A 22,484-nucleotide genomic window follows, 5' to 3' on the forward strand; every position below is an offset into this window, starting at 1 on the left:
AGCCGCTTTCGTCGCCACGCCGGCCCGCTCCGTAGGCTGAGGCGGCCGCTCGGGCGCCTGGCTCGGCACCTCGGAAGGGACCTCATGCGCAAGCTGGTGTACTACGTGGCAACCACCCTCGACGGCTACATCGCCGGGCCGGAGGGCGGAGATCCCAGCAACGCCGAGTTCTTCCCGATCACGCCGGACGTGGTCCAGTTCATCGTCGAGCACTACCCCGAGACCCTTCCCGGACCTGCGCGCCAAGCGATGGGCATCGACGGGCCCGGGCGAGCGTTCGACACGGTCCTCGAGGGTCGCGCCTCCTACGAGGTGGGGCTCGCGGCAGGACTCACGGACGCCTACCCCCACCTGCGCCACCTGGTCTTCTCCACGACGTCGGACATCAGTGACGCCGCGATCGAGGTGGTACGTGGCGACGCTCTGCCCCGCGTGCGAGCGCTCAAGGAGGAGGACGGCAAGGACCTGTGGCTCGTGGGCGGAGGCAAGCTCGCGCACTCGTTGCTGCCCGAGATCGACCGGCTCGTGCTCAAGCAGAACCCGTCGATCATCGGATCCGGCGTCCCGCTCTTCCACGGTCCCTTCGGTGCCCATCTGTTCCAGCCCGTCGACGAGGTGAGGCTCTCGGGGGGCGTACGGGTCGTGACCTACGACCGCGTCTGAGCCGGCGCACGACGTCGCGCGGCGGATGCGGCGTCAACCCGTGGTGACCTCCCACATCACGAGGTCGGAGCCCTCCACGGTGTGCACCGACCGCGGTCCGTCTCCTGCGCGCGACCGTCCGACGACGTCGGCGACGCGCACCTCGAACGTCGTGCCGTCGGCCTCGTACCTCGTCACCGGGCCCGCCTCGACGTCGGGCGGGAGCGAGCTCGAGCCGCCGTCGGGCGTGCGGACGCACAGCCCGCCATCGATCCCGGCGTACACCTCGGCGCCACCGGGCAGCGAGGTCACGGCGCCCGACGGCCGGGCGTCGCAGGCCCAGACGACGGGGTCGTCGGACGGGGTCGTCAGCGTCGAGCCGACCGCCCAGACGACGAGGCCCGCCGCGAGGGCACCCGGCACGAGCCGTCGCAGCGGCGGCCGTTCGGGCCGCTCGAGCAGCGCGAGGACCGCCCCCGTCACGCCGAGCCCGATGAGGCCGCCGACGGTGTTGAGCAGCAGGTCGTTCACGTCGAACGCCCGCCAGGCCCGACCGAGCGCGAGCGAGCCGAGCAGCTGTCCCGTCTCGATGACGAGCGGCACGGCCGCGCACGTCAGCACCAGGAGCTCGTACCGCCGGCGGACGACGAGCGGCAGCAACAGCCCGAGCGGGATCGTCATGAGGACGTTGCGCTCGGCCTCCCAGGACCCCAGGAGGTCCGGCCGGCTCAGCACGAGGTTGATGCCGATCTCGCCGCCGCTCCCGGCGCCCGACCCCGTGCCGCGCAGGGGCAGGAACGCGGCAGCGGCGAGGGCGACGAGGTAGACGGCGAACGCCGCCGTCGCCACGCGCCGTGCTGCCGGGGTCCGTAGGGAGCTCACCGTGGGAACCTCCCACCCCGCTCGTGGCCGGCGCATCGGACCACGGGCGCGACCGCCCTCCCACCGCAGGTGGACCCGGCCCGACCGCGTGGCGGAAAGTTCGGAGACGCCAAGCACTGGTCCGATCGGGTGACACGTGTCACGATCAGGTGACGCGTGTCACCCGAACGGCCTAGCGCCGCCGGCAACACGCGTCACGCGACGACGTCGTCCGGCCCGGACCCGTCGTCGAGGCGCGCAGAGACGCGCGCCGCCCGCGCGCAGAGCGGCGTGCGGGAACCGTCGGGGGCGAAGGGAAGCACCATGAGACAGCTACGGGCGTGGCTCACCGCGCTGGTCGTCGGAGCGCTGTGCGTCACGGGGGTCGCCGTGCCGGCGACGGCGGTAGGACCGGACCGGTTGCCCATCACGATCGCGAACAGCTCGGGTCGGGGCGAGCAGGTCTTCGTCCACGTGCTCGGCACCAACCTGGCGACCGGACGGCTCGGCTGGGTCGACGGGGGCGGCACGTTCCACGCGTGGCCGGCGGGGTCGCTCCCGCCGTCGCCCGCTCCGGACAGCGCCATCGCGGGGCCGGGCAACGGCGGCTCGGTCACCGTGCAGATCCCGCGCGGCTTCTCGGGCCGCATCTACTTCTCGTTCGGGCAGAAGGTGCCGTTCTCGCTCACGCCGGACGGCCTCGTGCAGCCCGCGCCGTGGGCGGCGGGCGACCCGACCCGCGACATCCTGTTCGACTGGAGCGAGCTCACCTACAACGACGACGGCCTGTGGCTGAACAGCTCGCAGGTCGACATGTTCGCCGTGCCGCACTCGGTGAGCGTCACCGGCGCCTCGGGCGCCACGCGCACCACCGGCACCCTCGTGGCGAACGGCCGCCAGCAGGTCATCGACGCGATGCGCGCCAGCCCCGACTGGGCTCGCACGGTCGTCACGCGCGGCGACGGCACCGTGCTGCGCGTGCTCTCGCCCGGCAAGGCCGCGAGCGCCGGCCTGCTGAGCGCGGGCTACCTGGACGGCTACATCGCCTCGGCGTGGAACGCCTACACGACGCGCACGCTGACGGTGCAGCCGTTCGGCGACCGCCCGGAGATCCGCTACACCGGCCGCACGAGCGGCACCACGATGAGGTTCACGGACACGTCGGGGCGCGAGGTCGCGGCGTTCGAGCGGCCGTCGTCGGCCGACGTGTGGGGCTGCGACGGCCGCCTGCACGCGCCGAACGACCAGGTGGTCGGGCCGATCGCACGCACGCTCTGCGCCGCGCTGTTCCGCGGGACGCTCGGCACCAGCAGCGTGGAGCCCGTGCTCGACGCCTCGCAGTTCTACCGCAGCAGCCCGCCCAACGTGTACGGGCGCGTCATCCACGCGGCCATGACGGACGGCCGTGCCTACGCCTTCGCGTTCGACGACGTCGGCGCGTTCGAGTCGCTCGTGCACGACGGCGACCCGCGCAGCGCGCGCGTCGACCTCACGCCGTTCACGGGCGGCGGCGGCGGTGGCGGTGGCGCGACGGGGACCGGGGCCGTGCGCTCCGGCGTGTCCGGCAAGTGCCTCGACGTCTCCGGTGGCAACAGCGCCAACGGCACCGCGGTGCAGCTCTGGGACTGCAACGGGACCGCCGCCCAGCGCTGGACGTTCGGCAACGACGGCACGCTGCGCGCCCTGGGCAAGTGCCTGGACGTCGCCGAGTGGGGCACCGCCAACGGCTCCAAGCTCCACATCTGGGACTGCAACCCCGGCCAGTCGAACCAGACCTGGGTGCGGCAGGGCAGCTCCTACCGCAACCCCGCGTCCGGCCGGTGCCTGGACAACCCCAGCAACCAGGCCGTGAACGGCAACCGCATCCAGCTCTGGGACTGCTTCGGCAACAGCGCCCAGTGGTGGTCGGTCCCGGGCGCGTGACCTGACCGGCTCGGCCCGGCTCGCCGGCCGCACCGGGGTCCTGGGGGACCCGGTGCGGCCGGCGGCCGTCAGCGGCGCGCGACGAAGTACGCGTTGAACGGGTCGGCGTCGACCTGCTTCTGCTCGACCTCGGCGAAGCCGGCGTCCGCGAGCATCGACGCCGCGAGCTCGACGCCCCACACGGTGCCCAGGCCGGCGCCGCCCAGCCCGAGCGACACGTTCATGCAGTGGTACGTCGAGATGGCGTACAGGTACGTCGCCCACGGCAGGTCGACGTTCTGCTCGACCCGGCTCGACGCCTTGATGTCGACCATGAGGAACGTCCCGCCCGGACGGAGCGCACGCCGCACGTTGGCGAGCACCGCGGCCGGCTCGGCCTGGTCGTGGACGGCGTCGAACGCCGTGACGAGGTCGAAGCGGGCCTCGTCGCGGAGCTGCGCGACGTCGACGACCTCGAACGTCGCGTTGTCCAGGCCCATCTCGAGCGCCTCGCGGCGGGCCGCCTCGATCGCGGTCGCCGAGAAGTCGAGTCCCGTGAACCGGCTGGCCGGGAAGGCCCGGGCCATGAGGTTGACGGCGTGACCGCGGCCGCAGCCGACGTCGGCCACGTCGATCCCCTCGCGCAGCAGGTCCGCGAGGCCGGGCACGAGCGGCAGGATCCCCTCGAGCAGCGCGGCGTCGTGCACCGCGGCGCTCGTCTCCGCCATGTTGCGGTGGAAGTGCGGGTAGTCCGCGTACGAGAGCCCGCCGCCGTCGCGGAAGCGCGCGACCGTCTCGTGCTCGACGTCACCCATCATCGCGACGTGCTGCATGAGGATCGCCATGTTGTTCGGCCCCGCCGCCGACGTCAGGACGGCGGCGTGCTCGGCCGGGAGCCGGTACGTCCCCGTCGTCGGGTCGTACCGGACGACCCGGGCGGCCGTCATGCCGCCGAGCCACTCGCGGACGTAGCGCTCCTCGAGGTCAGCGGCGTCGGCGATCTGCTCGCTGGTCGCCGCCGGCAGCGATGCCATGGTCTCGAACAGACCGGTCTGGTGACCGGTGCTCGTCAGGATGGCGAGTGCCGCGTCGTTGAGCACGCCGAGCATCCGCCCGGCGAAGGCCTCGGCGGCCGCCTGGTCGAGCGCGGGCGCCTCGGCCACCTGTGCGGTCACGTCGTCCCCGGTGTGCAGGCGACTCGTCGTCATCGCGGTCATGGGTGTGGTCCTCCGGTTCTGCCGGGCCCCTGTGGCCGGCTCCCGTCGACCGTAGGAACGCGGGTGCGCGCCCCGCGTCGGGCGAATCGTGCGTCCTGCGCGAGCGCGCATGGGGCGTACGGCGCATGCCCTCGCGGCGGGGGCGGTGGCGCAGGTACATGCCCAGCATGAGCGCCGTCGTCACCACGTAGAACGCGTGCAGGGCCCAGATCGGGCCGGCCGGCAGGCTGAGGACGTAGACCGCGTGCACCGCGTTGCCCAGGTTGCTCATCAGGAGGCTCGACAGGCTGTACGACGTGAGGTCCTTGGTGCGCAGCGCCTTGGCGATCATGGGCAGGGTGCTGCCGGCGAAGATCAGGGTCGAGACGCTGCCGGCGGCGAGCGCGGGGTCGAACGACATGGCCGCGCTCCTTCCGTCGTCGGCGGTCCGGGTGCTCCGACGGTAGGGGTGCGCGACCCGGCGCCGCGTCGGGATTTCGGTGCAGACGGACGCGGGCCCGATGGGTGAGGTGGTGCAGGCACGGCACGTGGCTCGGCCACGGCACGCGTCAGCCGCGGCGCGGCAGCCCGTGCTCGTGCGCCCACGCCGCGGCTGCGGTGCGCGACGTCACGCCGATCTTGGCGAAGATGTTGGCGAGGTGACGGCTGACCGTCTTCTCGCTGATCACGAGCGTCTCGGCCACCGCCCGGTTGGTCATCCCGGTGGCCACGCACGAGAGGACCTCGCCCTCGCGCTCGGTGAGCCCGGCGGGAAGCCGGGACGCGTCGAGGCGCCGGACGTCGGGCAGGGCGCCGAGCTCCCGGTAGATCGCGAGCGCCGTCGCGCGGTCGCCGGCGGCGACCTCGTGGCGCCCCGCCCCGAGGTGCGCCTGGGCGAGGAGCTCGTAGACCTTCGCCGTCTCGTACCGGCAGCGCAGGCCGCGGTACTCGCGCGCCGCGGCCTCGAGGGACGCGACGGCGTCGGCGTACCGCGACTGCGCTACCTGCATCGCGCCGCGGGCGTGCGCCGCCCAGGCGCGCAGGCCCGGGGTGTCGTACTGCTGGCGGGTCTCCTCCAGCCGGGCGCACCAGCGGGCGGCCTCGTCGGCCAGGCCGAGCCCGAGCGCCACCTCCACCCCTGACGCCAGGAGCCGTGCGCACGCGAGACCGTCCCGGCCGGCCACGGCTCCGGACAGGCCCGACCACGCCGCCTCGCCGTCGCCGAGGGCATGACGCAGCAGCGACTCGCCCGGCTGCGGCTCGACGCCGAGCGTCCGCGCCCGGGCGAACGCGGCGAGCGCACCGTCGTGGTCGCCGCGCCGCCGCCGGATCTCCCCGAGCTCGTAGAAGGCCTCGCCCGCCACCCAGTTGTTGCGGCCTTCGAGCTCGAGGCCGCTGCGTTCGATGCCCTCCTCGGCGTCGGCCCACCCACCCTCGGTGCACCTCAGCTGGAGGCGGTGCACCCGGCAGATCCCCGAGAAGACGACCTCGCCGCGGAACCGCTCGCACCACTGCTCGGTCGCGCGGGTCCACGCCCGCATGCGCTCGAGGTCGCCGAGCTCGTGGCACGCGTGGATGACGGTGCAGTACACCTCGCCGGCCCACTCGGGCGGCATGCCGCCGGCCAGCACGGGGAGCATCGCCTCGTCCAGCCGCCCGAACCCCGCCGAGGTCCGCCCGCGCCGCAGGTCGGCGAGGCCCGCGAGCACGAGGTGGAGCGACCGCAGGGCCGGCGCGCGCGTGCCCTGCGCGATGCGGGCGACGTCGTCGGCGGCGCGGTCCAGCGCGGGCAGGTCCCACCGGGCGAGCGCCAGGGACCCGTCCAGGTACGCGAGGTACCCGTGCGCCGTCCCCTCCGCCCGGTCGGTCAGCAGGCGACGGGCGCGGTGGAGCCAGCCCGACGTCACCGCGACGTCGCCGCGCGTGAACCACAGGAGCGCGAGGTCGAGCGCCCGCATCGCGGCGCCCTCGGCGTCGCCGTCGTCCTCGAGGACCTGGAACGCGAGCTCGGTGACCTCGAGCGACTCCTGGACCTCCCCGACCCACCACGCCGCGCCGCCGAGGAGCGCGAGGTCGGCCGCTCCCAGCTCCCCGGCCGACCGCGCCTGCGACAGCGAGCGGTAGGCGGTGCCCCAGTCACCCTCGCCGTACGCGGCACGCGCGGCGGTGAGCACGTCGGTGTGGTCCATGGTGTCCACAGACGCTAGACCTCGTGACGCCCCGCGCGGGAGCCCCGGCGGGCCTGTGACCGCGCCGACGGCGGCGGTGCGGCTGTCAGTCGGGCGGGGTGATCGATCGCGCGCGCTGCCGGGCGCCGGCGACGCCGTAGGGGTAGTCGTCGACGCGCGGCGTGCTGGCCTCGCTGAGCCGCGCGACCTCCTCGGGGGTCAGCACGAGGTCGGCGGCGCCCAGGTTGTCCGCGAGCTGCTCGACGGTCCGGGCGCCGAGGATCACCGAGGTGACGGCGGGCTGCGCCGCGAGCCACGCGAGCGCGACCTGGGACATCGTCGCCCCGCGGCCGTCGGCCACCTCGCGGACGGCGTCGACCACCTGCCACGTGCGCTCGTCGGCGTTGCGCGCGGCCCACGCCTCCATGCCCCGCGCCGGGTTCTCGCCCAGCCGGGTGGCGCCCGTGGGGTCGACGTCGCGCTGGTACTTGCCGGTCAACCAGCCGCCCGCGAGCGGGGACCACGGCAGCAGCCCGACGCCGGCGTCGAGCGCCGCCGGCACGACCTCGTGCTCGATGTCGCGGACCAGGAGGTTGTACTGCGGCTGGAGCGTCACGGGCGCTGCCCAGCCGTGCGCCCGCGCGACGTGGACCGCCTTGGTGAGCTGCCAGCCGAGGTAGTTCGAGAAGCCGTAGTACGAGATCTTGCCGGCGGTGACGGCGTCGTCGAGGAAGCGCAGCGTCTCCTCGACCGGGGTGTGCGCGTCCCAGGCGTGCATCTGGTAGAGGTCGACGTGGTCGACGCCGAGGCGCCGGAGCGACGCGTCGAGGGCGTCCCGCAGGTGGCGCCGGGAGAGCCCGAGGTCGTTGAGGCCGTCGCCCATCGCGAACCGGCCCTTGGTCGCGATGACGAGCTGGCCGGCGTCGGTCGGGTGCGCCGCCAGCCAGCGGCCGATGATCTCCTCCGAGACGCCACGGCTGTAGACGTCCGCGGTGTCGAGGAACGTGCCGCCGGCCTCGACGAACGCCGTCATGATCCGGCCCGACGTCTCCTCGTCCGCCTCGGCGCCGAACGTCATGGTGCCGAGCGTGTGCGTGGAGACGACGGTCCCGCTGCACCCCAGCGTGCGGTACTGCATGGTTCCTCCTGCGGATCGTGACGGCTGCTCGGCCATGGTGCGTCGTCGTGCGTCGGGCCGCGCGCTGACCCTGCACGGGTCAGGTCAGCGTGGCGTCGCCTCGTAGGTGTGGCCCGCCGCGCGGAGACGATCGACCAGCACGTCGCCGATGCCGGCGGCGGGTGTGAGCGACCCGGCGCGCCCGGGCAGCCGGTCCTCGTCGAGGGCGAGCGCGAGCGACGCCTCGCCGAGCATCACGGCGGTGGCGGCGTAGCCCGGGTCGCCCGGACCGGAGGCGACCGCGCGGTACTGGCGGCCCGACGTCGCGGTCGCGCGGACGTCCATCCGGAACCACCCGGTCCGACGGGTCTCCTCGTCCGGGCCGGTGCCGGGCTCGGGCAGGACCCGGTCGAGCAGGTCACGCGTCGGCGGGAGGGCGAACGCGGCCGCACCGACCGCGAGCCCCGCGGTCAGGCCGTACGCGCGCGCGGCACCGCGGGCTCCGCGGCCGGTGCCGGCGACCTCGCCGTAGCGCAGGTCGCGGCCGTAGGCCCAGCCCTGCAGCGCGTTGGACCGGCGGACGATGCGCGAGTTCACGGACGCCATCGGGAAAGGCGCCACCCAGCGGCCGTCGCTCAGCCGCCGGGGACCGGTGGAGTCGGGCGGCTGCGGCGCCTCCGGCTCCGCCGCGCGGTCCGGACTCAGCGCGAACGGGTCGGCGAGCAGCCGCCGGACCGAGCCGTCGCTCGCGGCGAGCTCGACGATGCCGCGCATCGAGGCGACGGTCCCGCCGCTCACGCCACCCCGCGCCCGGGCGACGGTCAGGACGTGGCCGAGCGGTCCGGCGCCGTCGGCCGCGACGCGTCGGTGCAGCGTGAGGACGGCGAGGTCGGACGGGACCGAGTCGTAGCCGCAGCCGTGCACGAGCCGCGCCCCGGACGCGCGCGCGACGTCGTCGTACCGGTCGATCGCCTGCCGGACGAACGGCACCTCGCCGGTCAGGTCGGCGTAGTGGGTGCCGGCGCGTGCGCACGCCTCCACGACCGGCAGGCCGTGACGCAGGTAGGGCCCGACCGTGCTCACGACGACGCGCGCCGAGCCCGCCATCGCGGCGAGCGAGGTCGGGTCCGAGACGTCCGCGACCAGGACGGGCCAGTCCCGCGCGCGGCCGGGCAGCTCGTCGCGCACCTGCTCGACCTTGTCGCGCGACCGCCCCGCGAGCGCGATCCGGGTGCCCTCGGGTGCGTGCCGGGCGAGGTGCTCGGCGACGAGCCGCCCGACGAAGCCGCTCGCGCCGAAGACGACGACGTCGTGGTCCAGCGTGCCGAGGCTCATCGGGCGATGCTCGCCGCGAGGCGCGCGCCCCGCAACCGCCGCCTACCCTTGGGCACCATGCCCACCACCGTGAACGCGTACGCCGCGACCGCCCCCGACCAGCCGCTGACGCGCACCACCATCGAGCGCCGGGACGTCGGGCCGCACGACGTGCGGATCGAGATCGCGTTCGCCGGCGTGTGCCACTCCGACATCCACACCGCGCGGGCCGAGTGGGGACCCGTGCCCTACCCGCTCGTCGTCGGCCACGAGATCGCCGGGACCGTCGCCGAGGTCGGCTCCGAGGTGACGAAGGTCGCCGTCGGCGACCGCGTGGGCGTCGGCTGCATGGTCGACTCGTGCCGCGAGTGCGAGCAGTGCGTCGCGGGCCGCGAGCAGTACTGCCTCGAGGGCAACATCCCGACGTACGCCGGCACCGACCGTGACGGCTCCGTCACGCACGGCGGCTACTCGCAGCAGGTCGTGGTGACCGAGGGCTTCGTCGTGCGGATCCCCGACGGCCTCGACCTGGACGTCGCCGCACCGCTCCTGTGCGCGGGCATCACCACGTACTCGCCGCTGCGTCACTGGGGCGCCGGTCCCGGCACGAAGGTCGCCGTCGTCGGCATGGGCGGGCTCGGGCACATGGGCGTCAAGCTCGCCCACGCGATGGGCGCCGAGGTCACGGTGCTCTCGCAGTCGCTCAAGAAGCAGGAGGACGGCCTGCGCCTGGGCGCCGACGCCTACTACGCGACGAGCGACCCCGAGACGTTCACCGAGCTCGCGAACCGCTTCGACCTCATCATCAACACGGTCAGCGCGGAGATCGACGTGAACGCCTACCTGTCGCTGCTCGCCGTCGACGGCACCATGGTCAACGTGGGCGCGCCGCCCCAGCCGCTGCCGGTGAAGGCGTTCTCGCTCATCCCGTTCCGGCGCAGCTTCGCCGGCTCGACGATCGGCTCGATCGCGGAGACGCAGGAGATGCTCGACTTCTGCGCCGAGCACGGCCTCGGCGCCGAGATCGAGGTGATCCCGGCGGACCAGGTCAACGAGGCGTGGGAGCGGGTCATCGCGTCCGACGTGCGCTACCGGTTCGTCATCGACACGTCCACGCTGGCCTGACGGCCGCTCCCGGGGAGGTGCGCGCGTGCTGACGAGGCTCCGGTGCCGGGTCTTCGGGCACCGTCCGAGGAAGGTGCCGCGCGACGACGAGGGCGGCGGGTACGCCTACGAGTGCACGCGGTGCGGCGCCCAGGGCGTGCGTCCCCCGCCGCCGCCTCCGCGTCGGCGCTGAGAGACGTGCCCGCCGCGACGCGGAGTTGAGTCAGCCGAGCAGCGCCTCCACGGTGACGACGTCGCGCCAGGCTCCGTCGAGCCTGGCGTGCCGGACGTGGGTGCCGACGACGCGGAAGCCGAGCCGTTCGGCGAGGGCGAGGCTCGCGGTGTTCTCCGGGAACACGCGGCTGGTGACCTTGTGCAGACCCGAGGCGCGGGCACGGTCCAGCAGCGTCGCGAGCAGGGCACGGCCGATGCCGCAACCCTGGGCGGACGGGTCGACGTACACGGAGTACTCCGCGACGCCGTCGTAGGCGGGGCGCGCGGAGTACGGGAACGTGGCGGCCCAGCCGACGACCGCGCCGTCGACCTCGGCGACGAGGAAGGCGTGGCGCTCGGCGGTCGCGGCGATGCGGTCCCGCATGTCGTCCGCGGTGCGGTGCTGCGTCTCGAAGGTCGCCTGACGCGAGTCGATGCCGGCGTTGTAGATGGCCGTCACGGCGGGGGCGTCGGCCGCCGTCGCGTCGCGCACCGCGACCGGGGAGCTCACCGCCCCGTGACGTCGGTGAGGAGGAGCGTGCCTCGTCCGGCGACGGCCGGGACAGGTTCCGTCGTGGTGCCGCAGCACCCGCCGGACGCGGCCGTGTCCCTGCCCTGGGCGTCGACGGAGCAGACGCCCGTCTCGGGGAGGACCAGCCGGACGTCGTCGGCCGCGGCCGTGTCACCCGCGAGGGCCGCGACGACCGAGCGCACCTGCTCGTTGCCGGTCGTGATGAGGAACGTCGGTGCGCGGCCGTAGGACTTCATCCCGACGACGAACAGGCCGGGGTCGGGCTGCGCGAGGTGGCGGTGCCCGTGCGGCGGGACGGTCCCGCACGAGTGGACCTGGGGGTCGATCAGCGGCGCGAGCCGGGCGGGCGCCTCCAGGGCGGGGTCCAGGTCGAGCTGCACCTCGGAGAGGATGCTCAGGTCCGGTCGGAACCCGGTGGCGGCGGCGATGCTGTGGACGCCCTCGACGCGTAGCTCGCCCTCGCCGGTGGTACCGACCACGGTGACAGCGTCGGTGCCTGGCTCGAGTGCGGTGACCGAGAAGCCGGTGATCAGCCGGACGGCACCGGACCGGATGAGCGAGCGCAGGTCGCTGCCCAGCGCGCCCCGGGCGGGGAGCTGGTCGACCTCCGCACCGCCGTAGACCTTCGCCGGCGAGGCGCCGCGGATCGCCCACACGACCTCGGTGCCGGGCTCCTCGGCAGCGAGCCGAGCCAGGTTCAGCAGGGTGTTGGCCGCGGAGTGTCCCGCCCCGACCACCAGGGTGCGGCGACCGGCGAACCTCGCCCGGTCGCGGCCGAGCACGTCCGGCAGCGGACCCACGAGGAACGTGCCGGCCTCCCGCTCGCCGCGTGCCGGTAGGCCGGACCCGCCGAGCGGGTTGCGCCCGGACCAGGTGCCGGACGCGTCGATCACCGCGCGGGCCGCGACGTCGTCGACGCCGGCGGCGCTCTGCACCCGCACGAGGAACGGGCGCTCGGCGCGCCCGATGGTGTGGGTCTTGTCCATACCGGCGCGGGTCACGGCGAGCACCCGGTGGCCGAGGCGCAGGCGCTCGGAGAGCAGCCCGGCGAGCGGGCGCAGGTAGTGCTCGACGAGCTCGGCACCCGTCGGCGGGATCGGACCCTCCGGGCGTGCCCAGCCTGTGGGCGACAGCAGGGTCTCCGCGGTCGGGTCGACGATGAACTCCCACGGCGTGAACGTGCGGATGTGGCCCCACTCGCTGACCGCCGACCCGACCTGCTCGCCGGCCTCGAGGACCAGGAACGGCAGACCTCTGGCCTGGAGGTGCGCGGCGGCCGCCAGACCGATCGGTCCGGCGCCGATCACGACGACCGGCAGGTCCGTGTGGTCTCCTGAGGCGGTCCTCATCGTGCGCTCCTTCTCGTTCACCTCGAGTTCATCGACGTGCGTCGATGCGTGTGTCACCATGGACCCGTCCATCGACTGCTGTCAATACAAGGAGGGCATCGTGGCCGTCGCCACCTCGAGCCCCACGGTCGTCCCGACGTCGCCCGCGCAGGTCGACGCGTGCTGCCCGGCACCGCTGCAGGACACGGCCCTCGGTGAGGCCGAGGCGGTCGACCTCGCGCGGCGGTTCGCGGCGCTCTCGGACCCTGTCCGGCTGCGGCTGCTCAGCCTGCTCGCCACCGCCGCAGACGGTGCGATCTGCGTCTGCGACCTCGTCGAGCCGGTCGGCAAGAGCCAGCCGACGGTCAGCCACCACCTCAAGGTCCTGCGCGAGGCGGGGCTGGTCACGAGCGAGAAGCGGGGGACCAACGTCTGGTACGCCGCGGTCCCCGCCGCGCTCGAGGCGCTGCGCGACGTCCTTGCCCCCCGACGCTGAACCACCCACCACCCCGAGGAGCCACCTGCATGACCGAGAACGCCGCCCGTCCGTCCGTCCTCTTCGTCTGCGTGCACAACGCCGGGCGCTCGCAGATGGCCGCGGGCTTCCTCGCCCACCTGTCCGGGGGCGCCGTGGAGGTGCGCTCCGCCGGCTCGATGCCCGCGGACCAGATCAACCCGACCGCGGTCGAGGCCATGCTCGAGGTGGGCGTCGACATCCGCGACCAGCAGCCCAAGGTCCTCACCACCGACGCGGTCCAGGCGTCCGACGTCGTCATCACCATGGGCTGCGGCGACGTCTGCCCGATCTTCCCGGGCAAGCGCTACGAGGACTGGTCGCTCGACGACCCCGCCGGCCAGGGCCTCGACCCCGTCCGCGTGATCCGCGACGAGATCCGCGGTCGGATCACCGAGCTGCTGGAGCAGCTCGGCGTCCCGGCGACCCCCTAGGTCCTCGCCGGGGGGAGTCGCTCAGGCGTCGACCGGCCGGGGGCGCTCCGGGAGGTGGGCGAGCGCCTGGGCCGCCGTGATGTCGACGACCAGCGCGTCGACGTAGCCGTTGCGCAGGGCCGCCGCGATCGCCTCGGCCTTCTGCGCCCCCGCCGCGACGGCCACGACCATGGGGATGCGGTGCAGAGCGGAGAGCTCGAGGCCGATGACCCGCCGGTCGAGCGTCGTCGGGACCGTCCGGCCCGAGGCGTCGACGAACCGCCCCAGGATGTGGCCGACGGCGCCGAGGCGGTGCAGCGTCCGCACGGTCTCGGACGTGACGAGGCCGCCGAAGACGCTGGCCGGGTACCGGAAGCCCGCGCCGATGCCGATGATCGCGACGTCCACCTCGGCGCCGTGCGCGAGGGTCCGCGCCACCGCGGGCGAGCGCCGCAGGTCGTCGGCCGCGCGCTCGGACGGCGCGAGCAACGGCGCAGTCAGCACCTCGGCGGTGCCGCCGTACAGACGCGCGAGGCGTCTGCAGAGCTCGGCCGTGTCGAGCAGGCGCGTGGGTCCCTCGAGCCCACCGACGAGCTGCACGACCCCGACGTCGAAGTCGCGCCTCGGGTGCACGTGGTCGAGCAGCGCCGTGTGGATGCGCCCGTTGGAGATGCCGAGCCGGGCGCCCGGTTCGACCACGATCTCGAGCAGGCCGGCGCACGCCTGGGCGACCTCGTCGATGCCGTCGCGCTGCGGCGACGTCGGCGCGACCCGCACGTGCCCGACGCCGAAGCGGTTGCGGATCGTCGTCTCGAGCTCGATGACGCGCTCGAGCGGGTGCGTGATCTGGATCCGCACGATGCCCTGCACCTTCGCCTCCGCCAGCAACCGGCCTACTGTCGGTCGTGAGTAGCCGGTGGCCTGGGCGATGGCGGCCTGGCTCATGCCGAACTCGTGGTACCGGCGGGCGATGTCCAGCAGGAGCATCGAGCGCTCCCGTTCTGGGTCCTGGTCCCAGGACCTGAGCCGTGAGCGGATGCTCGACCTGGCACTCGTCGAACCGGCGTCGTCGCTGGTCATCGCACAAGGGTAGGCCGACCCCGCCCCGCCGGGGTGAGCATCGGCTCACGGCAGGTTCGTCGCGCGGAGGAGGCGCTGCCTAACGTCCGGACCGGTGGCAGCACGCGGCGCAGCGTGCGGCCCGAGCCACTTGTCCAGGCGTGCAACACCACACATCGAGGAGCAAAGGTGCACCACGAGCCCGGCACGACCGCCACGATCCCCGCGATCGAGCAGACCCCGCTGACCCGCCGTCAGCGCATGCTCGTCGGCGCGGCCGTCGTCAGCAACACGGTCGAGTTCTTCGACTTCTTCATCGTCGGCTTCATCCTCTCGATCGTCGCCGGTCCGTGGGGTCTGACCTTCGGCGAGAGCGCGGTGATCCTCCTCGCGGGCGGCCTGGGCACGACGCTCGGCGCGCTGTTCTGGGGCCGGGTCGCCGACCGCATCGGCCGCCGCCCCGCGTTCCTCTGGACCGTCGTCGTGTTCTCGGTCGCGACGGGGCTGTGCGCCGCGGTGCCGGACGGCGCCTGGCTCCTCTTCGCCTTCCTGCGTGTCGTCGTCGGCTTCGGCGTCGGCGGCCTGCCCGTCGTGGACATCCCGCTCATCTCCGAGTTCGTCCCCACCAAGCACCGGGCCCGCCTCGCCGGCCTCACCGTGGTGTTCATCCCCGTCGGCCTGTTCCTCGGCGCGCAGGCGTCGGCCGCGTGGGGCGACGACATCGGCTGGCGCGGCCTGCTGCTCCTGGGCCTGATCCCGGTGCTGCTCGTCTTCCCGATCCGCATGATCGTGCGCGAGTCGCCGCGCTGGCTCATCCAGCAGGGCCGCGACGAGGAGGCACGCGTCAACGTCGCCTGGTACCGCGAGATGGACCCGGCCGACGTCGTGCTCCCCACCCGCGACGCCCTCGACGTGCCGCGCACCGGGTACCGCGAGGTCTGGGCCAAGCACCGCCGGGTGCTCGTCATCGCGACCGTCGGCTCGTTCTGCTTCATCACCGCCTCGGCGAGCGTCCAGGCCTGGGGCCCGACGCTGCTCACGCAGCTGCTCGAGATCACGCCCGCCCAGGCCGCCCAGATGTTCGTGCTCGTCAGCGCAGCCTCGCTCGTCGGTCGCCTCATCAGCTCGCGCCTCGCCGACCGCGTCGGCCGCCGCGCGATCATGATGGTCTGCGGCCTGGTCGGCGCGGCCTTCGTGACGACGTCGGCGCTCGCGGGCGACGTCCTCGTCGCCGGCGTCTCGCTCTTCTACCTCGGTGTCGTCGGCGCGTTCCTCTTCGGCGACGGCTCGTTCGGCGTGATCAACACCTACTCGGCCGAGATGTTCCCCTCGAACGTCCGGGCCACCGGCCTCGGGCTCGCCTACGGCCTCGGCGCCCTGGGCAAGGTCTTCGGCCCGGCGCTCCTCGCACTCGTGTCCGGCAGCAGCAACCTCATCACGCCCCAGGCGACGCAGGACGCGGTCAAGCCGGCCTTCCTCATCATGGCCGGCCTCCTCGTGGTCGGCGCCCTCGTCTACAGCCGGGCGCCCGAGACCAAGGGCAAGACGTTCGAGCAGCTCGACGCGGGGAACAGCACCCCTGCCCGCGAGCCGGTCCCGGCATGAGCACGCCGGACGCGAGCACCTCCCGGGCGGCGCAGCGCCCCACCCCAGACCACCGCACAGCACCACCGATGGAAGGAACTCCCATGGCAACGGTCCGCACGGTCCTCGGCGACATCGACACGGCCGAGATGGGCTACACGATGCCCCACGAGCACATCCTCACGAACCCGCAGGGTCACGGGAGCAAGAACGAGGAGGACCACCTCCTCAACAGCTACGACAAGGCCGTCCAGATGCTCACCGAGTACCGCGAGATCGGTGGCGGCACGATCATCGAGGCCACGCCGAAGACGTGGGGCCGCAACGCGGCCGGCATGTACAAGGCGGCGATGGAGACGGGCGTCCACGTCATCGCGTGCACCGGCTACATCTGCCAGGAGCACGGCATGGAGCCGAACATCACCGAGCGCGGCGTCGAGGACATCGCGCGCGAGATGGTCGAGGACCTCACGGTCGGCATGGACGGCACCGACGCCAAGGCCGGCTGGATCAAGGTCGGCACCGCCTACATGCACGTCACACCGGGCGAGGACATGGTGATCCGCGCCGCCGTGCACGCCGCCAACGCGACCGGTGCGCCGATCAGCACGCACACCACCGGCGGCACGATGGGCATCGAGCAGCTCGAGATCGCGGCCTCGGAAGGCTTCGACCTCACGCGCATGACGATCGCGCACGTCGACCGCAACCCGGACCTCTGGTACCACCGCAAGATGCTCGAGACCGGCGCGTCGATCATCTACGACGGCCCTGGCAAGGCGAAGTACTACCCGGACAGCATCCGCATCGACCTGCTCCGCCAGCTCGTCGCCGACGGCTTCGGCGACCAGCTCATGATCTGCAACGACATGGGCCGCCGCTCCCACCACACGGTCTACGGGTTCGGGCCGGGCTGGCAGTGGATCAAGGAGCGCTTCATCCCGCGCCTCCTCGAGGAGGGCTTCAGCGAGGAGCAGGTCCACAAGTTCATGTACGAGAACCCCGCCCGGTCGTTCGCGTTCGCCGCACCGGTGGCGTGACGACCATGCCCGCCATCCAGCTCGCGCTCGACACGCGCGACACGCAGACCGCCGTGGCCGCGGCGCACGCGACGCGCGACGTGGTCGACGTCATCGAGGCCGGTACGGTCCTGGTCCTCCACGAAGGGCTCGGGGCGGTGCGCGTCCTGCGCGCCGCGTTCCCCGACCACCCGCTCGTGGCGGACATCCGGATCGCCCGTGCGGGGGCGAAGTTCGCGGCCCTCGCCTTCGACGCCGGCGCCGACCGCGTCACCGTCGTCGGCGAGGCCGGGATGCACGTCGTCGAGGGCGCGCTGTCCGCGGCCCGGAGCGCCGGCGGCGAGGTCGAGGTCGAGCTGGGTGCGGGCTGGACGCTCGACGACGTCGGGCGGTGGGTCGACGCCGGCGTCCGGCACGTCATCGCGCACCGGTCCGGCAACGGCTTGCTGCGGGACGACGACGAGATCGCCCGGACGCTGGAGCAGCTGGCGTCGATCGATCTCGGGCCGGCGCAGGTCACGCTCGCCGGCGGCATCGACGCCGGTGACCTGGCGGAGACCCGGCTCCCCTTCGACACGGTGGCGATCGGCTCCGCCATCGTGGGGGCGGCGGACCCGCGCGCCGCGGCGTCCGCGTTCCGGGCCGAGCTCGCACGAGCGAGAGAGGTGAGGGTGGCATGACCAGGTACGACATCACCGCGATCGGCGAGGGAGGGCTCCGGCTCTCCGTGCCGAGCGGCACCCGGCTCGAGCGCACCCCGACGCTGGACGTGAACGTCGCGGGCACCGAGGCGAACGTGCTCTCGGGCCTCGCATCGCTGGGCTGGCGCGCCGGCTGGGTGAGTGCCCTGCCGAAGACCCCGATGGCGCGCCGCGTCGAGTTCGAGCTGCGCTCGCACGGGGTCGACCTCGCCGGGGTCGTCCGCACGGACACCGGGCGGCTGGGCACCTACTACGTCGAGTACGGCGCCGCGCCGCGCCCGACGCACGTGTACTTCGACCGCGCCGACACGGCGTTCACGCAGATGACCACGGCCGACGTCGACTGGGACCTCCTGCTCGACACCCGCGTCATCCACCTCACCGGCATCACGGCAGCGCTGTCGCCGAACGTGCTCGAGATCCTCACCGAGGTGCTCGACCGGGCCGAGGCAGCGGGCGTGCCGGTCTCGTTCGACGTCAACTACCGCGCGAACCTCTGGCCGGCCGACGTCGCGGCCGAGGTCCTGCGCCCGTTCGTCGAGCGCGCCGAGATCCTCTTCGTCCGCGCCGACGACCTCGCGCAGCTCTACGACCTCGGTCCCGAGCCCGAGCAGGCGCTCGACCAGGTCTGCGCCATGACGCGGGCCCGGCACGTGGCCCTCACGTGCGGCGACCTCGGGGTGCTCGCCTCGATCGACGGCGCGCGGGTCAAGGCCTCGGCCCGGCCGGTGGACATCGTCGACCGCCTCGGTGCGGGCGACGGCTTCGCCGCCGGCTTCCTGCACGCCTGGCTCGACGGCGACGTCGACGAGGCCGCCGAGCACGGCGTCGTCATGGCCGCCCTCGCGCTCGCCCAGGTCGGCGAGCAGGTCGTCACCACGCGCGAGGAGCTCGCGGCGACGCTGCTGGACTCCGCCTCCCGCCTGCGCCGCTGAACCACCACGACCGCACCGCGCCGGCGCACGTCGCCGACGCGCAGGGCCGGCGCGCCCACGCACCTGCGATCCCTCACCAAGGAGACCTGATGACCACGACAGACATCGCGAGGACCCGGACCGACTGGGTCGGCGAGGCGAACGACGTCGCCCGTCGCATCCGAGCACGCGTGCTCGAGCTGACCATCCTCAAGGACGGCTGCTACCTCAGCCAGGCGCTCTCGTCCGCGGACCTGCTGGCCGCGCTGTACACGCGGGTCCTCCGGCTGCAGCCCCTCGCCGAGCCGCTCGGCTCGGCACCCTTCTCGGGCGTCCCCGGCAGCGCGGACCCGTCGCCGTCGGGCGGCCGGTTCCACGGCGAGCGGACGCCCGACGGCGACCGCTTCCTCATCTCGCCCGCCCACTACGCCGTCGCGATCTACGCGGCGCTCGAGTCGGTCGGGCGGCTCGCCCCGGGTGCCCTCGAGAGCTTCAACACCGACGGCAGCACGCTCGAGATGATCGGCGCCGAGCACTCGCCCGGCTTCGAGCTCACGACGGGCTCGTTCGGCCAGGCGCTCAGCCAGTCCGCCGGCATCGCGTTCGCCCGGCGGCTGCGCGGCGAGACGGGGCGCACGGCGGTGTTCGTCTCCGACGGCGAGCTCGAGGAGGGGCAGACCTGGGAGGGCGTCCAGGCAGCCGCCTTCTACGGGCTCGACAGCCTCATGCTCTTCGTCGACGTCAACGGGCAGCAGGTCGACGGGCTCACCAAGGACGTGATGAACGTCGAGCCGATCGACGCGCGGTTCGCGGCTTTCGGCTGGGACGTCCGCGTGCTCGACGGGCACGACGTCGAGGCCATCGCCGCTGCCGTCGAGAGCAAGGTCACCGACGGCCGGCCGCTCGTGGTCCTCGCCTACACCGACACCGCCCGCGGCGTGCCCTACCTGAACGCCCGCAAGCCGCACCTGCACTACGTCCGAGCCAAGAGCGACGCCGACCGCGAGGCCTTCGACAAGGCGCTCGCCGAGCTGAAGGGGGAACTCGCGTGATCGAGACCCAGGTCCACTCCCGCAACATCGTCGACTGGGCGGCCGACAAGCCGGAGGCGGTCGTGCTGTCGGGCGACCTCACCGGCTCGACCGAGATCGCCGCCTTCAAGGCCGCGTACCCCGAGCGCTTCTTCAGCCTCGGCATGGCCGAGCAGAACATGCTCAGCTGGGCGGGCGGCATGGCGCGCGAGGGCTTCGTGCCCTACCTGCACACCTTCTCGGTGTTCCTCGTGCGACGGCCGTACGACCAGCTCGCGATGTCCGTCGCCTACCCGAACCTGCCCGTCAAGCTCGTCGGCTTCCTGCCGGGCATCATGACGCCGGGCGGCGTGTCCCACCAGGCCATCGAGGACATCTCGCTCATGCGGGGCCTGCCGAACATGACTGTGCTCGAGGTCGGCGACGCGGCGGACGTGGAGTCCGTGCTCGACGTCGCGCACGCGGTCGACGGGCCGGTCTACATCCGGATGCTGCGCGGCGCCCTGCCGCGGCTCTTCGACACCCCGATGGAGCTCGACCGCGTGCGTCACCTCGCCGACGGCGAGGACGTCACGCTGTTCTCGGCGGGCATCACGACCGAGGAGGCCATCCGCGCGCGGCACGTGCTCGAGGCGGCGGGCATCAGCGTCACCCACCGGCACGTCACGACGCACAAGCCCTTCGACGACCCCGCGATCGCCGACGCGATCCGGGCCGCCGGGTCGCTCGTCGTGACCGTGGAGAACCACTCCGTCATCGGCGGGCTCGGGTCCGAGGTGGCCGAGCGGATGGCCGAGATCGGTGCCGGCACGCGCCTCGTGCGCATCGGCATCCCGGACACGTTCGCGCAGGGTGCCTCGGCGCCCTACCTCATGGACAAGTTCGGCCTGACGGCGCCGCGGATCGTCGAGCGCATCGGCGCCGAGCTCGGCCGCCACATCCCCGTCCCGGACGACCTCGGGTCGCACGACGTCACCATCGACGTCGGCGCCGAGCAGCTCGAAGCGCTCTGAGGGGGTCGGAATGCTGGAACAGCTCAAGGCCGAGGTCTGCCAGGCCAACCGGGACCTGCTCGCGCACGGCCTCGTGGTCGGCACGTCGGGGAACGTCAGCCAGCGCGACGGGCACAGCGGGCTCGTCGTCATCAAGCCCTCGGGGGTCGCGTTCGACGCGCTGCGTCCCGAGGACATGAGCGTCGTCGACCTCCAGGGGAACGTCGTCGAGGGGCCGTACAAGCCCTCGGTCGACACGGCGTCGCACGTCTACGTGTACCGCGCGCGGCCCGACGTCCACGGCGTGGTGCACACGCACTCGCCGTACGCGACCACGTTCGCGATCCGCGGCGAGCCGATCCCCGTGCTCACGACGACGCACGCGTCGCTCTTCGGCGGGCCGATCCCCATCTCGGGGTACGCCGTCATCGGCGAGGAGGAGGTGGGCCGCGAGATCGTCGCGCACGTGGGCGACGGCACCTCGGTGCTCCTGCGCTCGCACGGCGTCTTCACCATCGGCACGGACGCCCAGCGTGCGCTGCGCGCCGCGCTCTACACCGAGGAGTGCGCCGAGGCCGCGCACCTCGCGATGCTGCGCGGGTACGTCGAGCCCATGGCCCCCGACGTCGTCCGCGCGTCCCGGGAGTGGTACCTCTACGGCTACGGGCAGCAGCCGGTGGGAGCGGGCTCGTGATCCGCCGGCACGGGGTCGCCAACCTCGTCGGCGTCTACGAGAAGGCGCTCCTCCCCGGGACGCCCGGCGAGCTGGCCGTGGCGGCGGCGGAGGCCGGGTACGACTTCCTCGAGCTCGCCGTCGACGAGACCCCGGAGCGGATGACCAGGCTCGGCTGGAGCACGAGCGAGCGGGGCGCCGTCCGACGCCGGGTCACGGCGGCAGGGGTGCCGATCGGGACGGTCGTGCTCAGCGCGCACCGGCGCTCGCCGTGGGGGAGCGCGGACCGCGCGGTCCGGTCCGAGGCCGCACGCCTCGCACGGCAGAGCATCGATCTCGCGGCCGACGTCGGCGCGGGCTGCGTCCAGGTGGCCGGCTACTTCACGTACTACGAGCCCACCGGCCCGTCGTCGCGCGGCTGGTTCCTCGACGGCCTGGCCACGGCCGCAGCGCACGCGGCCGAGCGCGGCGTCGTCCTCGCGCTCGAGAACATGGACGGCACCGACGTGCGCAGCGTCGAGGAGGCGCTCGCCGTCGTGCGGGAGGTTCCCGGGGTCCGGCTCTACGTCGACGTCGGCAACCTGGCGGGGAACGGGCTGGACGTCGTCGGCCAGCTCGCGGCGGCCCTGCCGCACACGCACGCCGTCCAGCTCAAGGACGCCCGGCCGGGGCTCTTCCGGCGGGTGCCGTTCGGTGAGGGGACGGTGCCGTTCGGGGACGTCCTCGCGCTGCTCGACGCGGTCGGCTACACGCGTCCGCTCTCGGTCGAGATGTGGAACGACGACGGCGACCCGGCGCTGGCGGCCGACGCACGGCGGTGGCTGCAGGCCGCGGCCGACGAGGCGCTCGCCGCCGCCGACCACGGTCACGACTGCAGCTGCCAGGCGGGGTAGGTCTTCCCGAGCGGTCCGCCGCCGAGGTCAGCGGCCCGGAGCGGCGGCCGCTCGGGCGAAGCGCTCCGAGAGCCGGCCGAACGCGGCGGCGAGCTCGGGCGGTCCGACGACGTCGACGTCGGCGTCGAACCGCGCGAGCGCCGACGCGAGCCCGACCCAGGACCACGCGCCCAGCACGACGCGGCACCGGTCGGGCGCGACCTCCTCCACGACGCCGTCGTAGGCGAACGGGGCGACGTCGGCGGCCGGCGCGTGCACCACCACCTCGCCGCGGCACGGCCAGCCGCCGTCCGTGCCCCCGCCCCGCCACCGGC

At 73.6% G+C, this 22,484-nt stretch carries 22 protein-coding genes and 1 pseudogene; 14 read left to right on the top strand and 9 right to left on the bottom strand.

The window, feature by feature from the left end; genetic code table 11:
* The first annotated feature begins 84 nt into the window (after window positions 1-84).
* Window positions 85-663, top strand: coding sequence for a dihydrofolate reductase family protein (locus ICW40_RS04825; protein WP_221652699.1), 579 nt, complete (start codon window positions 85-87; stop codon window positions 661-663).
* Between the two features lie 33 nt (window positions 664-696).
* Here ICW40_RS04825 and ICW40_RS04830 read toward each other — a convergent pair whose 3' ends face one another.
* Window positions 697-1,524: a VanZ family protein gene (locus ICW40_RS04830; RefSeq protein ID WP_221652700.1), complete on the bottom strand. Its 828-nt coding sequence runs from the start codon at window positions 1,522-1,524 to the stop codon at window positions 697-699.
* 303 nt (window positions 1,525-1,827) lie between these two features.
* Here ICW40_RS04830 and ICW40_RS04835 point away from each other — a divergent pair, with 303 nt between their 5' ends.
* Complete coding sequence (locus ICW40_RS04835; RefSeq protein WP_221652701.1) at window positions 1,828-3,426, top strand: glycoside hydrolase family 64 protein; 1,599 nt, start codon at window positions 1,828-1,830, stop codon at window positions 3,424-3,426.
* A 68-nt stretch (window positions 3,427-3,494) separates the two neighbouring features.
* Here the strand turns inward: ICW40_RS04835 and ICW40_RS04840 are convergent, their stop codons facing one another.
* Entirely contained in the window at window positions 3,495-4,622 is a 1,128-nt protein-coding gene (locus tag ICW40_RS04840; RefSeq protein ID WP_260458796.1) for a class I SAM-dependent methyltransferase, read from the bottom strand.
* 308 nt (window positions 4,623-4,930) lie between these two features.
* Between ICW40_RS04840 and ICW40_RS04845 the strand changes: the two genes are divergently transcribed.
* Window positions 4,931-5,068 (top strand): hypothetical protein, encoded by a 138-nt coding sequence (locus tag ICW40_RS04845; protein ID WP_221652702.1) that lies wholly within the window; start codon window positions 4,931-4,933, stop codon window positions 5,066-5,068.
* 102 nt (window positions 5,069-5,170) lie between these two features.
* On the opposite strand, the gene ICW40_RS04850 is transcribed toward ICW40_RS04845, so the two are convergent.
* From ICW40_RS04850 to ICW40_RS04860, 3 genes are all read right to left on the bottom strand, one after another.
* Window positions 5,171-6,790, bottom strand: a complete 1,620-nt coding sequence (locus tag ICW40_RS04850; RefSeq protein WP_221652703.1) for a helix-turn-helix transcriptional regulator — start codon at window positions 6,788-6,790, stop codon at window positions 5,171-5,173.
* Between the two features lie 85 nt (window positions 6,791-6,875).
* Window positions 6,876-7,907 carry an aldo/keto reductase gene (locus ICW40_RS04855; RefSeq protein ID WP_221652704.1) on the bottom strand — a complete coding sequence of 344 codons (1,032 nt, stop codon included), beginning with the start codon at window positions 7,905-7,907 and terminating at the stop codon, window positions 6,876-6,878.
* Window positions 7,908-7,991: 84 nt separating this feature from the next.
* On the bottom strand, window positions 7,992-9,221 hold the full coding sequence (locus ICW40_RS04860) for a saccharopine dehydrogenase family protein (protein ID WP_221652705.1): 1,230 nt from the start codon (window positions 9,219-9,221) through the stop codon (window positions 7,992-7,994).
* Between the two features lie 57 nt (window positions 9,222-9,278).
* Here ICW40_RS04860 and ICW40_RS04865 point away from each other — a divergent pair, with 57 nt between their 5' ends.
* A complete protein-coding gene (locus tag ICW40_RS04865; protein WP_221652706.1) occupies window positions 9,279-10,325 on the top strand; it encodes an NAD(P)-dependent alcohol dehydrogenase in 1,047 nt (348 codons plus the stop codon).
* A gap of 202 nt (window positions 10,326-10,527) precedes the next feature.
* On the opposite strand, the gene ICW40_RS04870 is transcribed toward ICW40_RS04865, so the two are convergent.
* Window positions 10,528-11,028, bottom strand: coding sequence for an arsinothricin resistance N-acetyltransferase ArsN1 family A (locus ICW40_RS04870; RefSeq protein ID WP_221652707.1), 501 nt, complete (start codon window positions 11,026-11,028; stop codon window positions 10,528-10,530).
* The gene (locus ICW40_RS04875) at window positions 11,025-12,398 is read right to left on the bottom strand and encodes an NAD(P)-binding domain-containing protein (protein WP_221652708.1); all 1,374 of its coding nucleotides are present in this window, start codon (window positions 12,396-12,398) and stop codon (window positions 11,025-11,027) included. The genes ICW40_RS04870 and ICW40_RS04875 overlap by 4 nt, the downstream gene beginning before the upstream one ends.
* Window positions 12,399-12,456: 58 nt before the next feature.
* Between ICW40_RS04875 and ICW40_RS04880 the strand changes: the two genes are divergently transcribed.
* Window positions 12,457-12,873 (top strand): ArsR/SmtB family transcription factor, encoded by a 417-nt coding sequence (locus tag ICW40_RS04880; protein WP_221652709.1) that lies wholly within the window; start codon window positions 12,457-12,459, stop codon window positions 12,871-12,873.
* Between the two features lie 29 nt (window positions 12,874-12,902).
* Complete coding sequence (locus ICW40_RS04885) at window positions 12,903-13,325, top strand: arsenate reductase ArsC (protein WP_221652710.1); 423 nt, start codon at window positions 12,903-12,905, stop codon at window positions 13,323-13,325.
* A gap of 21 nt (window positions 13,326-13,346) precedes the next feature.
* On the opposite strand, the gene ICW40_RS04890 is transcribed toward ICW40_RS04885, so the two are convergent.
* A complete protein-coding gene (locus tag ICW40_RS04890; protein ID WP_221652711.1) occupies window positions 13,347-14,384 on the bottom strand; it encodes a sugar-binding transcriptional regulator in 1,038 nt (345 codons plus the stop codon).
* Between the two features lie 168 nt (window positions 14,385-14,552).
* Between ICW40_RS04890 and ICW40_RS04895 the strand changes: the two genes are divergently transcribed.
* The 8 genes from ICW40_RS04895 (at window position 14,553) to ICW40_RS04930 (ending at window position 22,170) form a co-directional block, all read left to right on the top strand.
* The gene (locus tag ICW40_RS04895) at window positions 14,553-15,968 is read left to right on the top strand and encodes an MFS transporter (RefSeq protein WP_221652712.1); all 1,416 of its coding nucleotides are present in this window, start codon (window positions 14,553-14,555) and stop codon (window positions 15,966-15,968) included.
* An 83-nt stretch (window positions 15,969-16,051) separates the two neighbouring features.
* Entirely contained in the window at window positions 16,052-16,987 is a 936-nt protein-coding gene (locus tag ICW40_RS04900) for a phosphotriesterase family protein (protein ID WP_221652713.1), read from the top strand.
* A 5-nt stretch (window positions 16,988-16,992) separates the two neighbouring features.
* The gene (locus tag ICW40_RS04905; protein ID WP_221652714.1) at window positions 16,993-17,646 is read left to right on the top strand and encodes an orotidine 5'-phosphate decarboxylase / HUMPS family protein; all 654 of its coding nucleotides are present in this window, start codon (window positions 16,993-16,995) and stop codon (window positions 17,644-17,646) included.
* Entirely contained in the window at window positions 17,643-18,602 is a 960-nt protein-coding gene (locus ICW40_RS04910) for a sugar kinase (protein ID WP_221652715.1), read from the top strand. Before ICW40_RS04905 ends, ICW40_RS04910 begins: the two co-directional genes overlap by 4 nt.
* 89 nt (window positions 18,603-18,691) lie before the next feature.
* A complete protein-coding gene (locus ICW40_RS04915; RefSeq protein WP_221652716.1) occupies window positions 18,692-19,633 on the top strand; it encodes a transketolase in 942 nt (313 codons plus the stop codon).
* The gene (locus ICW40_RS21435) at window positions 19,630-20,625 is read left to right on the top strand and encodes a transketolase family protein (protein WP_221652717.1); all 996 of its coding nucleotides are present in this window, start codon (window positions 19,630-19,632) and stop codon (window positions 20,623-20,625) included. The genes ICW40_RS04915 and ICW40_RS21435 overlap by 4 nt, the downstream gene beginning before the upstream one ends.
* A gap of 10 nt (window positions 20,626-20,635) precedes the next feature.
* The gene (locus ICW40_RS04925; RefSeq protein ID WP_221652718.1) at window positions 20,636-21,298 is read left to right on the top strand and encodes an L-ribulose-5-phosphate 4-epimerase; all 663 of its coding nucleotides are present in this window, start codon (window positions 20,636-20,638) and stop codon (window positions 21,296-21,298) included.
* Window positions 21,295-22,170: an L-ribulose-5-phosphate 3-epimerase gene (locus ICW40_RS04930; RefSeq protein WP_221652719.1), complete on the top strand. Its 876-nt coding sequence runs from the start codon at window positions 21,295-21,297 to the stop codon at window positions 22,168-22,170. The genes ICW40_RS04925 and ICW40_RS04930 overlap by 4 nt, the downstream gene beginning before the upstream one ends.
* A 27-nt stretch (window positions 22,171-22,197) precedes the next feature.
* On the opposite strand, the pseudogene ICW40_RS04935 reads toward ICW40_RS04930, so the two are convergent.
* A pseudogene (locus ICW40_RS04935) lies at window positions 22,198-22,484 on the bottom strand (transcriptional regulator); the annotation flags it as partial.

The organism is Actinotalea ferrariae, assembly GCF_019733465.1.
GTDB classification, from domain to species: domain Bacteria; phylum Actinomycetota; class Actinomycetes; order Actinomycetales; family Cellulomonadaceae; genus Actinotalea; species Actinotalea ferrariae_A.

Excerpts from the sequence above, each read along its gene's own strand:
- ICW40_RS04850 (WP_221652703.1), bottom strand. The coding sequence starts at position 6,790 with ATGGACCACACCGACGTGCTCACCGCCGCGCGTGCCGCGTACGGCGAG.
- ICW40_RS04875 (WP_221652708.1), bottom strand. The coding sequence starts at position 12,398 with ATGAGGACCGCCTCAGGAGACCACACGGACCTGCCGGTCGTCGTGATC.
- ICW40_RS04885 (WP_221652710.1), top strand. The coding sequence starts at position 12,903 with ATGACCGAGAACGCCGCCCGTCCGTCCGTCCTCTTCGTCTGCGTGCAC.
- ICW40_RS04905 (WP_221652714.1), top strand. The coding sequence starts at position 16,993 with ATGCCCGCCATCCAGCTCGCGCTCGACACGCGCGACACGCAGACCGCC.
- ICW40_RS04855 (WP_221652704.1), bottom strand. The coding sequence starts at position 7,907 with ATGCAGTACCGCACGCTGGGGTGCAGCGGGACCGTCGTCTCCACGCAC.
- ICW40_RS04835 (WP_221652701.1), top strand. The coding sequence starts at position 1,828 with ATGAGACAGCTACGGGCGTGGCTCACCGCGCTGGTCGTCGGAGCGCTG.
- ICW40_RS04840 (WP_260458796.1), bottom strand. The coding sequence starts at position 4,622 with ATGACCGCGATGACGACGAGTCGCCTGCACACCGGGGACGACGTGACC.
- ICW40_RS04825 (WP_221652699.1), top strand. The coding sequence starts at position 85 with ATGCGCAAGCTGGTGTACTACGTGGCAACCACCCTCGACGGCTACATC.
- ICW40_RS04900 (WP_221652713.1), top strand. The coding sequence starts at position 16,052 with ATGGCAACGGTCCGCACGGTCCTCGGCGACATCGACACGGCCGAGATG.
- ICW40_RS04880 (WP_221652709.1), top strand. The coding sequence starts at position 12,457 with ATGGACCCGTCCATCGACTGCTGTCAATACAAGGAGGGCATCGTGGCC.
- ICW40_RS04860 (WP_221652705.1), bottom strand. The coding sequence starts at position 9,221 with ATGAGCCTCGGCACGCTGGACCACGACGTCGTCGTCTTCGGCGCGAGC.
- ICW40_RS04925 (WP_221652718.1), top strand. The coding sequence starts at position 20,636 with ATGCTGGAACAGCTCAAGGCCGAGGTCTGCCAGGCCAACCGGGACCTG.
- ICW40_RS04910 (WP_221652715.1), top strand. The coding sequence starts at position 17,643 with ATGACCAGGTACGACATCACCGCGATCGGCGAGGGAGGGCTCCGGCTC.
- ICW40_RS04890 (WP_221652711.1), bottom strand. The coding sequence starts at position 14,384 with ATGACCAGCGACGACGCCGGTTCGACGAGTGCCAGGTCGAGCATCCGC.
- ICW40_RS04865 (WP_221652706.1), top strand. The coding sequence starts at position 9,279 with ATGCCCACCACCGTGAACGCGTACGCCGCGACCGCCCCCGACCAGCCG.
- ICW40_RS04915 (WP_221652716.1), top strand. The coding sequence starts at position 18,692 with ATGACCACGACAGACATCGCGAGGACCCGGACCGACTGGGTCGGCGAG.